Annotated in this window: 8 protein-coding genes, 1 tRNA gene and 4 pseudogenes; 12 read left to right on the plus strand and 1 reads right to left on the minus strand. The window is 47.2% G+C overall.

Features of this window, described 5'->3' with window-relative positions; genetic code table 11:
- Positions 1-51 precede the first annotated feature (51 nt).
- The 4 genes and pseudogenes from DXE44_RS03875 (at position 52) to DXE44_RS03890 (ending at position 3,472) form a co-directional block, all read left to right on the plus strand.
- A pseudogene (locus tag DXE44_RS03875) lies at positions 52-770 on the plus strand (YhjD/YihY/BrkB family envelope integrity protein).
- A 79-nt stretch (positions 771-849) separates the two neighbouring features.
- Positions 850-1,305: a CBS domain-containing protein gene (locus DXE44_RS03880; RefSeq protein ID WP_114652798.1), complete on the plus strand. Its 456-nt coding sequence runs from the start codon at positions 850-852 to the stop codon at positions 1,303-1,305.
- A gap of 42 nt (positions 1,306-1,347) precedes the next feature.
- Positions 1,348-2,463 carry a chorismate synthase gene (aroC, locus tag DXE44_RS03885; protein ID WP_114652800.1) on the plus strand — a complete coding sequence of 372 codons (1,116 nt, stop codon included), beginning with the start codon at positions 1,348-1,350 and terminating at the stop codon, positions 2,461-2,463.
- Between the two features lie 20 nt (positions 2,464-2,483).
- A pseudogene (locus DXE44_RS03890) lies at positions 2,484-3,472 on the plus strand (MFS transporter).
- Between the two features lie 120 nt (positions 3,473-3,592).
- On the opposite strand, the gene DXE44_RS03895 reads toward DXE44_RS03890, so the two are convergent.
- Entirely contained in the window at positions 3,593-5,263 is a 1,671-nt protein-coding gene (locus DXE44_RS03895) for an electron transfer flavoprotein-ubiquinone oxidoreductase (RefSeq protein WP_114654338.1), read from the minus strand.
- Positions 5,264-5,468: 205 nt separating this feature from the next.
- Here DXE44_RS03895 and DXE44_RS03900 point away from each other — a divergent pair, with 205 nt between their 5' ends.
- The 8 genes and pseudogenes from DXE44_RS03900 (at position 5,469) to thrS (ending at position 12,940) form a co-directional block, all read left to right on the plus strand.
- Positions 5,469-6,167, plus strand: a complete 699-nt coding sequence (locus DXE44_RS03900) for a CoA transferase subunit A (RefSeq protein WP_114652802.1) — start codon at positions 5,469-5,471, stop codon at positions 6,165-6,167.
- A gap of 50 nt (positions 6,168-6,217) precedes the next feature.
- Positions 6,218-6,868, plus strand: a complete 651-nt coding sequence (locus tag DXE44_RS03905) for a CoA transferase subunit B (protein ID WP_114652804.1) — start codon at positions 6,218-6,220, stop codon at positions 6,866-6,868.
- 65 nt (positions 6,869-6,933) lie between these two features.
- The gene (locus DXE44_RS03910; RefSeq protein ID WP_331851831.1) at positions 6,934-7,728 is read left to right on the plus strand and encodes a cation diffusion facilitator family transporter; all 795 of its coding nucleotides are present in this window, start codon (positions 6,934-6,936) and stop codon (positions 7,726-7,728) included.
- A pseudogene (locus DXE44_RS11505) lies at positions 7,697-7,765 on the plus strand (hypothetical protein); the annotation flags it as partial. The gene DXE44_RS03910 and the pseudogene DXE44_RS11505, both read left to right, overlap by 32 nt.
- A 186-nt stretch (positions 7,766-7,951) precedes the next feature.
- Positions 7,952-8,755 (plus strand): annotated as a pseudogene (locus DXE44_RS03915) (alpha/beta fold hydrolase).
- 15 nt (positions 8,756-8,770) lie between these two features.
- A complete protein-coding gene (locus DXE44_RS03920; RefSeq protein WP_114652806.1) occupies positions 8,771-10,837 on the plus strand; it encodes a RelA/SpoT family protein in 2,067 nt (688 codons plus the stop codon).
- A tRNA-Val gene (locus DXE44_RS03925) sits at positions 10,828-10,904 on the plus strand. Before DXE44_RS03920 ends, DXE44_RS03925 begins: the two co-directional genes overlap by 10 nt.
- A 113-nt stretch (positions 10,905-11,017) precedes the next feature.
- Positions 11,018-12,940 carry a threonine--tRNA ligase gene (gene thrS / locus DXE44_RS03930; RefSeq protein WP_114652809.1) on the plus strand — a complete coding sequence of 641 codons (1,923 nt, stop codon included), beginning with the start codon at positions 11,018-11,020 and terminating at the stop codon, positions 12,938-12,940.
- Positions 12,941-12,958: the final 18 nt, after the last annotated feature.

A 12,958-nucleotide genomic window follows, 5' to 3' on the forward strand; every position in this document is an offset into this window, starting at 1 on the left:
AAGCAAGTGGCAGCTAGTTTGGCCTTTACAACTACACTCTACTTGGTTCCAATGCTGACAGTAGCCTCTATCCTGATTGGCTATCTCCCCAGTGTAGTGCGGATCAAGTCTGCCGTTCAGTCTTGGTTGCTCGATACCTATATGCCTGGTGGACTAAATGAACAGGTCTTTAACTACTTGAATCAATTTTCAGCACAGGCCAAGGGTCTGACTTTGCTTGGTTTAGTTGGTCTCGTGATTACGACGATTATGACGATGGCAGTGATTGAGAATGCTTTCAATCAAATATTTCGTGTGACGCAGCGGCGACCCATTCTGAAAAAGGTCGCAATCTATTCAGCAGCGACGATTATGGGCCCTATTCTGCTGGGTATCGGGACTTACTTGAGTGGTCTTTTATTTAGCGCGGCAGAAGGATGGACGGAGGCTCTGAGTTTTGGTTTGGGCCTATTCGCAACAGTGGTTCCGGTGCTTTTAGCAATGTCGGCATTCTCCGTGGCTTACAAAATTCTGCCCTATGCCCAAATCCAGTGGCGCGATGCCTTCAGCGGCGCCTTTTTTGCGGCCTTACCTTTGAGTTGATGAAGTTTGGCTTTGGCCTCTTTTTAACCAATGTGACCTTTTACAAAACGGTCTATGGCGCCTTTGCTATCTTCCCCTTGGCACTCATTTGGATTTACCTGACCTGGTGGATTACCTTGGCTGGAGCAGTCTTGATTGCCAACCTGCCCAGTATTCGAAGTGGACTGCTTAGGGTTATTCGTTACTGAAATATCTCAATTGACCCTTGATTCCCTTTGGGCTTGAGAATATATTGTTTGCATAAGAGAACTTATTGCTGGAGACCATATGAAGGTTTGTGACATATTGCGCGTAAAGGGCAGCACACTATTTACGGTGGCTCCAGAGACTGCTTTGCAAACAGCGGTCTTGGTCATGAGTGAACACGATATCGGTTCCTTGGTAGTTATGGAATACGACAAGCTTGTTGGTATCTTGACCTTCCGAGAGGTGATTGCCGCATTGGCTAAACATCATGGCAAATTGGACGATCTGAAGGCGCAAAGCGTTATGAATGCTAAGCCACTGACTTGCAACATGGAAACCGAGATCGATGAGGTTCGCCGGATGATGCTGGTGGACCATGCTCGCTATTTGCCGGTCATGGATCAAAAGATGCTAATGGGCGTGATTTCTTTCTATGACGTGGCTAAATCAGTAGTTGAAGCCCAGGACTTTGAAAACAGCATGCTGAAGGCTTACATCCACGACTGGCCAGAAGAGGCCGAAAAAACATCTCCTTAAGCGGCCTAGCCCGATAGGCCTGACAGATGACATAATGTCGATATGTCAGGAAATACATTAGGCCTTCTCTTTACAGTCACCACTTTTGGTGAATCCCATGGTCCCGCGATTGGCGCTGTTGTTGATGGCTGCCCTCCAGGAATGTCTTTATCTGAAGCAGATTTGCAGATTGATTTAGATCGTCGAAAACCGGGAACCTCGCGTCATGTCACGCAGCGTCAAGAGGCGGACAAGGTTGAAATTCTGTCTGGTGTTTATGAAGGCAAGACCGCCGGAGCCCCAATTGGCCTGTTGATACGTAATACGGACCAACGTAGTCAAGACTACGGCAACATCCTGCAAACATTTAGACCTGGTCACGCTGATTACGCTTATCACTACAAATATGGTTTACGCGATCCTCGAGGTGGTGGACGCTCTTCAGCACGATTGACTGCGCCTGTAGTGGCTGCAGCAGCTATCGCCAAGAAGTGGCTCAAAGAACAATATGGCACGGAGTTTTATGGCTACATGAGTCAGCTCGGTGAAATTGAAATTCCGTTTCAAGACGCAACACTTATTGAGGGCAATCCTTTCTTTGCTGCAAACGCGGATATCGTTCCCCAGTTAGAGGCTTACATGGATGCGCTGCGTAAAGCAGGGGATTCCTGTGGCGCCAAGATTGAAGTGCGGGCGCGCAATGTGCCCATCGGTCTGGGTGAACCTTTATTTGATAAGTTGGATGCTGATATTGCGCACGCGATGATGGGTATTAATGCGGTCAAAGGTGTTGAGATTGGTGCTGGCTTTAGGTCAGTAGCACAACGTGGTAGCGAGCATGGCGACGAACTGCATCCAGATGGATTTGCAAGCAATAACTCTGGCGGCACTTTGGGTGGTATTAGTACCGGTCAAGATTTGCGTGTATCGATTGCAATCAAACCCACTTCTAGTATCTTGAGCCCAAAGGAATCGGTCGATCTAGATGGCAAGCCCATTACTGTGCAAACCAAAGGTCGTCATGATCCTTGTGTAGGTATTCGTGCAACGCCGATTGCTGAAGCGATGTTAGCTTTGGTATTGATTGATCATGCTCTACGCCATCGTGCTCAATGCGGTGATGTGAAACATGCTGTGCCGCCGGTGCCGGCTGCTCGACCTAGTTCAGTAAGCGACTAAATCCGTTTAAGAAAAAGATAATGACACCTTCAGTGCGTTGGGCCTTCGGGTCCTTTTTCTTTTTATATTTTGCGTATGTTGGCTTAGTTTCTCCCTACGCCAGCCCCTTTTTTCTTGACCGTGGTTTTAGCGTCATTGAGATCGCAGTCTTAATGTCTATGCTACAAGTTACACGAATAGTTGGGCCATTCTCCTGGGGATGGCTGTCTGACTACTTGTCCGATCGTATTGGGATTATTCGATTCTGCGCTTGCTTGGCAGCAGTTACTTTCTTATGCATCTTTTTTCTGCATAGTTACATTGCATTTTTCATCTGGATGTTTGTATTGCACACGATCCTTAGCAGCTTGATGCCATTAGGAGAGTCGGCTACAGTACATGCTTTATTGCAATGGTCTTAATTGCTGGCGAGTTATTTCAGCGCGAAGGTATTGAGCTCTATCCGATTGTGGGCGCGGCAGTGTTGATCTTCTTGGCATTAGTTACGTTTCGCCTCCATGAACCTAAGATGGAACGTCGCAAGATGGTGAAAGGCGAACTCTTAATTGTTTTGTTTAATCCTGATGTGCGTTGGTTCTTGCTGTCGGGCTTCTTTATGGTCTTTGCGCATGCAGCTTTGTATGTGTTCTATTCACTCTACCTAGCAGACCTGGGCTACGATAAATTCGAGATCGGTTTATTTTGGGCTCTAGGAGTTGCTGCTGAGGTGATCTTCTTTTATTTCCAGAGCAAAGTACTCAGTCGTCTGGATGCTGAAGTTGTTTTACAGCTTGCTTTTGGTATTGGCGTGTTTCGATTTATTTTGATAGCCTTCTTCCCATTCACTTGGGCGCTGATTTTGGCTCAGTTGATGCATGCAGCTACTTTTGGTGCTCACCATAGTGCTGCGACCAAGTTACTGCAGCGTTGGTTTACTGGCCCCTTGCAGGCCAGAGGCCAAGCTTTAATGGCAACGGTATCTTATGGCTTGGGTGGGACGCTAGGTGGTTTAGTTGCGGGTTGGCTTTGAGAGGCAACTCAGCCGCGCAATGTCTTCGTGATGGCTGCTTTAGCTTGTGGCCTAGTGGGCATGGCGATTGGAAAACTGCGCCCACGCCACTACCCAGCTAGATAAATCAATAAACCATCTTTACATTGATCCGTAGTTCGGGCCACCGCCACCTTCAGGGGTAATCCAAATAATATTTTGACTTGGATCTTTAATGTCACAGGTTTTGCAATGCACGCAGTTTTGCGAATTAATCAGCAACTGTGGCTGCCCATCTTTTTCTACATACTCATATACGCCGGCAGGGCAGTAACGTTGCTCGGGACCTGCGTAAGTTTTGAGATTCAAACTGACAGGCACCGACGCATCTCTTAATGTGAGGTGAATAGGTTGATTCTCAGCATGATTGGTATTGGAAATAAATACTGATGAGAGGCGATCAAAAGTAATCCTGCCATCTGGTTTTGGATACTCGATCGGTTGATGCTGCGCCGCTGGTTCAAGGCACTCATGGTCTGCATGCTTTAAATGAATTGTCCAAGGCATATTGCCACCCAACAGCTTTTGCTCTAGACCAACCATCAGAGTTCCAAGGTAAAGCCCTTTGGACATCCACGGCTTAAAGTTGCGCGCTTGATTAAGCTCGGTATGTAACCAACTATTTTTGAAGGCGCTTGGATAAGCAGACAAGACATCAGCAGAGCGATTCTCAGTAAGCGCTGCAACCGCGGCTTCAGCAGCCAGCATCCCGGTCTTAATCGCAGTATGACTTCCTTTAATGCGTGATGCATTTAAGAATCCTGCATCACAACCAATTAATGCACCTCCTGGGAATACAGTCTTAGGCAGACTATTTAAGCCGCCAGCCGTTAGCGCTCGTGCGCCATAAGCCAGACGTTTTCCGCCTTCAAAGGTTTCCCGAATTTTTGGATGCAACTTGTAGCGTTGGAATTCTTCAAAAGGAGAGAGGTAGGGGTTCTTGTAGGAGAGCCCCACCACCAGACCTACTGCAACCTTGTTATCATCCAAGTGATACAAGAATGAACCACCATAGGTGTCGCTTTCTAGTGGCCAGCCTGCTGTGTGAACTACTAGGCCAGGCTTACTCTTGGAAGGTTCTACTTCCCATAGTTCTTTAATGCCAATGCCGTAACTTTGTGGGTCAGCATCTTTATCTAATGCAAACTTACTAATCAGTTGCTTGCCTAAATGTCCGCGTGAACCTTCGGCGAATAGAGTGTACTTGGCGCGCAATTCCATACCGAGTTGAAATTGATCGGTTGGATTGCCTTCTTTATCCAAGCCCATTGCGCCTGTAATGACGCCGCAGACTGCACCATTCTCGTTATACAGAATTTCTGCCGCAGGAAATCCTGGAAAAATTTCTACACCGAGATTTTCGGCTTGTTGACCAAGCCAGCGAGTAACATTGGCTAAGCTAACAATGTAGTTACCTTCATTTTTAAAGCAGTGGGGCAGCATCCAGCTTGGAACCTGGAACGAACTTTCTTTTGTTAAGAATAAAAACTGGTCTTGAGTCACTTCAGTATCCAGTGGCGCACCCATTTCCTTCCAGTTAGGGAAAAGTTCTGTGAGGGCTCTGAGATCCATAACGGCGCCAGAAAGGATATGCGCACCAATCTCGGAGCCTTTTTCTAAGACGTAGACACTAATTTCTTTGCCCGACTCATTCGCGAGTTGTTTTGCTTTGATGGCTGCAGATAGGCCTGCTGGACCACCTCCGACGATGACTAAGTCATAGTCCATGGATTCTCTTGGCCCAAATTGTTCGAGCAATTCCTGGGCGTTCATTTCACTCCCCGATATCTCTAAAAATAGCTTGCTGAGCTCATTTTCAGCAATTTTTGGCAATTCCACCATTTTTATGGCTTCATTGAACCCTTCTAGTTTAGTTCTAAGCGATAAAAGCCAGGTTGGTGCCCCTTGCCGTCGGGCTCAGATTCCCAAAGCGTTATGATTACTTTTTTACCCTTTTTGGCAATATTAGGACGAATGTATGAATAGAACTTACCCATCAGCAGTAGATGCCTTACGGGATATCTTGAAGGATGGTCAGAAGCTCGCGGTTGGCGGTTTTGGTCTTTGCGGCATTCCTGAGGCTTTGATTCAAGCGGTAAAGGATCTTGGCGCGCAAAATCTGACTGCGATTGCTAATAATGCTGGCGTAGATGGCTTTGGCTTGGGTTTGCTTTTGAATTCAAGACAGGTCAAAAAGATAGTCGCATCCTATGTGGGCGAGAACAAAGAGTTTGAGCGTCAGTTCTTAGCTGGCGAGCTGGAGTTGGAATTTACTCCTCAAGGTACTTTGGCAGAAAAGTTACGCGCAGGCGGTTGTGGTATCCCTGCGTTCTATACCAAAACAGGTGTAGGTACTTTGGTTGCCGAAGGTAAAGAAGAAAAAGAATTCGATGGTGAGCGTTACATCATGGAGCGCGCAATCGTTTCAGATATTTCTCTTGTCAAAGCATGGAAGGCGGATAAGTCAGGTAACTTGATTTATCGCTACACCGCACGTAATTTCAATCCAGTAGTGGCCATGGCTGGCAAGATTACCGTTGCTGAAGTGGAAGAGATCGTAGAGAACGGTGAATTGGATCCGGATGAGATTCATACGCCAGGCATTTATGTGCATCGCTTGGTGCTCAACACTACCCCTGAGAAGCGTATTGAGCAACGCACTTTATCTGCAGCTTAATACCCATCGAAGCAATATAAAAACAGTACAGAATATTTAGGAAGATTGATATGCCTTGGAATAGAGATGAAATGGCAGCACGTGCTGCTAAAGAGTTAAAGGATGGTTACTACGTCAATTTGGGTATTGGTATGCCAACCCTAGTGGCCAATCACGTTCCTGAAGGAATGGAAGTGTGGCTCCAGTCTGAAAATGGGTTATTAGGTATTGGCCCATTTCCAACGGAAGCAACTATTGATGCGGATTTAATTAATGCGGGCAAGCAAACGATTACGATTTTGCCTGGCTCCTCCATTTTTTCTTCTGCGGATTCATTTGGAATGATTCGTGGTGGAAAAATTAACATTGCGATTTTGGGTGCAATGCAGGTGAGTGAGCATGGCGACTTGGCGAACTGGATGATTCCTGGCAAGATGGTGAAGGGCATGGGCGGTGCCATGGATTTAGTTGCTGGCGTGAAGCATGTGGTTGTCCTGATGGAGCACGTTGCGAAGAAGAAAGATGGCACAGAAGAAATCAAGATTCTGCCTAAGTGCACCTTGCCATTGACTGGTGTAGGCGTTATTAGTCGCATCATTACCGATCTGTGTGTGCTTGATATCACTCCTAAGGGTTTGAAGTTAGTGGAGTTGGCTCCGGGCGTTACCAAGGAAAAGGTGGTGTCCAAAACAGGTGCCCCTGTAGATACAGCGGGTTTCTAACCTTTTCTACTGGATAGTGAAATAATGGGGTCAGTGACCCCATTTCTATTTCTAAAGAGCCTTATATGAGTGCTGCAGACCATTCACTTCATGCGCATAAGCAGGGTGATGCTAAACATTCTCATGCCAAGCAGGTTTCCAATCAAAACCTCCTGCTGATTGCTTTAGTTCTGACATTAGGTTTTTCTGGTGTTGAGGGTGCCGCTGCTTATTTTGCAAATTCCTTGGTCTTGATATCGGATGCAGGTCACATGGTGACGGATGCAGCTGCACTAGGCTTGGCCTTACTAGCCCAAATTATTTCGCGTCGTCCCCCATCGCCAAAACATTCATTTGGATTCGGCAGGGCAGAAGCACTTGCTGCATTTGTAAATAGTATTGCGATGTTGGCATTGGTCGCCTGGATTATGGTGGAGGCAGTGAGCCGTTTTTATGATCCGCACCAGGTAGATGGATTAACAGTCACAGTGGTAGCCGCGATCGGCTTGTTGATGAATATTATCGTGACTTGGGTACTTTCGCGTGATAAGAAAAGTGTTAATACACGTGCTGCCTTAGTGCATGTTATGGGTGACTTGTTGGGCTCTGTGGCCGCATTGATTGCGGGTATTGTTATCCAATTGACTGGTTGGATGCCAATCGATGCAATTCTCTCCATTTTGGTTTCGTTGCTGATTTTGAAATCTACCATTTCCATCTTACGTGAGTCATATCACTTCTTGATGGAGGGTGTACCTTTACACATTGATTACCTGCAAGTAGGTAGTGATCTTAAAAAAAGTGCCTGGTGTGTTGGCAGCGCACGATTTACACGTCTGGGAAATGACGCCGAGTTTTCCGGCGCTCATTGGCCATATTGAAATTGATCGGATGAGTGAGTGGCCAGAAATCATGGCACGTATCAACGAGATGTTGTTGAATAAGTATGGGATTGACCACGTCACTCTACAGCCTGAGATTGTCGGTATGGTGGATGAGCATACCCATGGTGAAGAGCTCGAAGACGAGATTAAAAAATCCAATGTGATTCATCATGGAGATACCTTCTTTGTCACCTGCACTAGTCCCGATGGTACTCATCGCATGGCGTATCACGCATGGGGAAATCCTAGCAATTCAAAGGTATTGGTCTGCGTTCATGGCCTAACTCGTAGGGGTAGTGATTTCAAAACCCTTGCGCAGGCGATGAGCAATGATTACTAAGTTGTCTGTCCTGATGTAGTGGGGCGAGGCGATTCTGATCGATTGAAGAACCCAATGCTCTATGCCGCGCCGCAATACGTTGCCGATATAGCAAGCTTGATCCAACAACTTGGCGTTGCGCAAGTAGATTGGTTTGGAACTTCCATGGGCGGTCTGATTGGGATGGTCTATGCCTCAATGCCTAAGAATCCAATCCGGCGTATGTTGATTAACGATGTGGGTCCACGGATTGAGCCCGAGGCCATTAAACGTTTGGGTTCTTATGTTGGTCAACCATTTAACTTTGCCAATCGTGCAGATGCCTTGCAACGCCTAAATGAGATCTGCGCATCGTTTGGAAGCCATACTCCAGAAGAGTGGGAAATTTATAACGGGCCGATGCTAGTCCAAAAGGATGGCCTCTGGGTGATGCACTATGACCCAGATATTTCTGTACCGTTTGCCTCCGTCAATCCAATCATGGCAAAGGCCGGGGAGATGGCTATGTGGCACGCCTTCAAACAAATCCACATCCCGATGCTAATCGTTCGTGGCGGTGAATCTGCTTTGCTTTCAGCTAAAACAGTGGCGGAGATGTGTAAGGTGAATCCATACATTCGGAGCATTGAAATTCCAGGGGTAGGTCACGCACCTGCTTTTGTGAAGTCAGAGCAAGTTGCTTTAGCAAAAGAATTCTTTAGTTAAGGATTTCGGTCTTCCATGTCCAATGCTGGCAATGTATCTGAGAGCATCAAAAATATTGATGGCTGGTATGGTGAGCTCTCAGATAATCATGCCGCCGGTGTACTGAGTATTCTGAAGCCGCTTCATCTGGACGAGGCTACGTTAACCGCTGCAACTAATATTGCGCGCACCCATGGCAAAGAAGCGCTGACTAAGCTCATTGGTGATGAGTCAGCGAAACTCCTGATTGGATATCGCGGCCTCAGACAGGCTCAAGCCAAGCTACTACGTAACGATGGTGGTCTCAGTATTTCTGGGCAAGAAGAAATGCTCAGAAAGATGTTGCTTGCCTTTGGTGATGACTTACGCGTCGTTCTCATCTATCTTGCTTCTCGCTTGCAAACACTGCGTTGGGTTACCCAAGAAAAGATGGAGATGCCAAAAGCTTGGGCGCAAGAGATTCTCAATATTGATGCATCGCTTGCCAACCGCCTTGGTATATGGCAAATGAAATGGGAGATGGAGGACTTGGCGTTTCGAGTGCTTTCCCCCGATGTCTATCGCGATATCGCCAAGATGTTGGATGGTAAGCGTATTGAGCGTGAATCTTTTATTGAGCAGATTGTCAGAAAGCTCAAAGAAGAATTAAATGCCGCGCATATTCAAGGTGAAGTGCAGGGTCGCCCAAAACACATCTACAGTATTTGGAAAAAGATGCAGGGTAAGTCACTGGATTTTGCCAATCTCTACGACGTCAGAGCATTTAGGGTTCTAGTTGAGGACGTTAAATCTTGCTACGCCATTTTAGGGATAGTGCATAACCTCTGGCAGCCCGTCCCACGTGAATTCGATGACTATATTGCGAGGCCCAAACCCAACGGCTATCAATCTTTGCATACTGTAGTGATGGATGAGCATGGCACGGCATTTGAGATTCAGGTGCGTACCAATGAAATGCATCAACAAGCTGAGTATGGATTGGCTGCACATTGGCGCTATAAAGAAGGTGCTTATATTGGTGCCGCAACACCGCCAAAAAATAAAGCCGTATCCAATACCCTAAGTACACCAAACCCGAATCATCAAACTGGCACACATAGTGCGGCAGTAGCCTATGAGCGCCAGATTGCTTGGGCTAGGCAGCTGATCTCCTGGAAAGAAGATGCCTGGGAGCAATTGAAGCACCATGAGATTGATGATCATATTTACGTTCTCACACCACTGGGCAAGGTCATTTCCCTGGAGAAAGGTTCATCACCTATCGACTTTGCGTACGCAGTGCATACCGATCTGGGGCACCGCTGTCGTGGTGCTCGGGTTGATGGTGCCATGGTGCCATTAGATACGCCGCTACAAAATGGTCAGACGATAGAAATCATTGCGGTGAAGCATGGTGGCCCCTCACGAGATTGGATAAACCTTAATCGCAACTACTTACGCTCGCAGCGTGCCCGCACTCGTGTGCGGACTTGGTTTAATGCCTTGGATGATGAAGAGGCTGGTGCTAAGCCTGCTGAAAGCAAAACAGAGCAAAAGCCAGAGGCCAAGCCGATCACACCAGCACCAGAGATTGTTCTGAAGCAAAGTGCCCGCAAACAAGGTCAAGCAGGTGATGTGTTGGTCGTTGGGGTGGATTCATTGTTAACTCAATTGGCGCGTTGCTGCAGACCGGTGCCGCCGGATGCGATCGCAGGTTTTGTTACTCAGGGTCGCGGTGTATCGATTCATCGTCGATCTTGCAAAACGTTTAGAGGTTTATTGGAGCGGGCGCCGGAGCGGGTTATTCAAACTGCCTGGAATGAGTCGATCCCAGAAACCCCATCAACTAATGATCCAAAACGCGTATTCCCGGCGGATCTGGCTGTCACTGGCCTTGATCGTCCCGAACTCATGCGCGAGTTATTTGAAATCCTCACAAGACAGGGCGTTCATGTGATTGATTTGCGTAAATCAGCCAAACGAGGCCTTGCTCAAATCCTATTGACTGTGGAAATTAAGGACTCAGAAGCCTTACGTTTAGTTCAAAACAGTCTTGAAGAGGTTAAAGGGGTTACCCAAGTGCGCGCCGCCGGTGATAAACTCTATGGCTATATAGGCTCGTAGCTCAGCTGGTTAGAGCACCACCTTGACATGGTGGGGGTCGTTGGTTCGAGTCCAATCGAGCCTACCAACGAATAAAGACCCAAAAGTGCGCGGTTGCCGAAAAGCTCCCGCGCTTTCTTTTTGGTGGATGTTATGCAGTAAATCAGTCAATCGGCTGAATCTTAATAAGATGGAGCGGTCATGCTTGTAGTTACCCTGCCAGATGGATCTAAACGTGAGTTTGATGCTCCCGTGCGCGTTCTTGATGTTGCCCAAAGTATTGGTAGTGGTCTTGCCAAGGCTGCTCTCGGTGGCATTGTTGACGGCAAGATGGTTGATGCCAGCTTTGTGATTGATAAGGATAGTCAGTTAGCCATCATCACTGATAAAAGTCCCGAAGCGCTCGAGATTATGCGTCACTCCACAGCGCACTTGTTGGCCTATGCCGTTAAAGAACTCTTTCCAGAAGCGCAAGTCACTATTGGCCCTGTGATCGATAACGGTTTCTATTACGACTTCTCATTTCATCGAGCATTCACTCCAGAAGACTTAGTCGCAATTGAAAAGAAAATGGCTGAGTTGGCTAAAAAAGATGAGCCAGTGATTCTCACAGTCATGCCCCGTGATGAAGCGGTGAAGTTTTTTAAAGACCAAGGCGAAAACTACAAAGCAGAAATCATTGCAAGTATTCCGCAGGGCGAAGATGTGTCTTTGTATGCCGAAGGAAAGTTCACCGACTTATGTCGTGGACCGCACGTGCCGTCTACTGGCAAGCTCAAGGTATTTAAGCTCCTGAGTGTTGCTGGTGCTTACTGGCGTGGCGATAGTAAGAATGAAATGTTGCAACGGATCTACGGTACTGCTTGGTTGAAAAAAGAAGATCAAGATGCGCATTTGCATATGCTTGAAGAGGCTGAGAAGCGTGACCACCGTCGCCTTGGTAAGTTCTTAGACTTATTCCACTTTCAACCTGAAGCGCCTGGTTTAATTTTCTGGCATCCAAAGGGCTGGTCTATTTGGCAAGAGGTTGAGCAGTACATGCGCCGCGTTTACCAGCGCGAAGGTTATCAAGAGGTGAAGGCTCCACAAATTCTCGATCGTGGTCTTTGGGAAAAGTCTGGTCACTGGGATAACTACAAAGAAAACATGTTTACGACCGAGTCAGAGAATCGTGCTTATGCATTAAAGCCGATGAACTGCCCAGGACACGTGCAGATTTTTAACTCTGGCTTGCATAGCTATCGTGAATTGCCATTGCGTTACGGCGAGTTCGGTCAGTGTCACCGTAATGAACCATCGGGTGCTTTGCATGGTTTGATGCGCGTACGTGGCTTCACACAGGATGATGGCCATATCTTCTGTACCGAAGATCAGATTCAGTCAGAAGTAGCTGCATTTGATAAAGCAGTTCGCGACGTCTATAAAGATTTTGGATTTACTGAAGTGGCTGTCAAGCTGGCCTTACGTCCAGCAAAGCGCGTTGGTGATGATGCGATTTGGAACAAGGCTGAAGCCGCCTTACGTGGTGCCTTGACTGCTTCAGGCCAAGAATGGGAAGAATTGCTAGGCGAGGGCGCTTTTTATGGTCCGAAGATCGAATATCACCTTAAGGACTCGATTGGGCGTACTTGGCAGTGCGGCACGATTCAGGTGGATTTCTCGATGCCAGCCCGTTTAGGTGCGGAATACGTTACTGAAGAGAACACTCGCAAGGCTCCAGTGATGCTTCACAGGGCAATTGTGGGCTCTTTAGAGCGTTTTATCGGCATTTTGATTGAAAACCATGCCGGAAACATGCCAGTTTGGCTTGCCCCAACCCAGGCTGTGGTCCTGAATATCTCTGACAATTCCGCTGCATATGCACAAAAAGTCCAGCAATCTCTGAAAAAACAAGGGTTTAGAGTCGAATCGGATTTGCGGAATGAGAAAATTACGTATAAAATACGCGAGCACGCATTACAGAAGCTCCCATTTTTGTTAGTTGTAGGGGATAAAGAAGCAGAAAGTAATTCGGTGGCCGTTCGTGCCCGTGGCGGAGTGGATCTAGGCGTAATGCCTCTTGATGCCTTCGTTGCCCGACTCCAGCAGGATATTTCCCAGAAAGTCGGACCCGAGCCTAGCTAGGGGTGGAATGGTTTTTAT

The organism is Polynucleobacter necessarius, from assembly GCF_900095175.1.
In the GTDB taxonomy this organism is placed as follows: Bacteria; Pseudomonadota; Gammaproteobacteria; order Burkholderiales; family Burkholderiaceae; genus Polynucleobacter; species Polynucleobacter necessarius_I.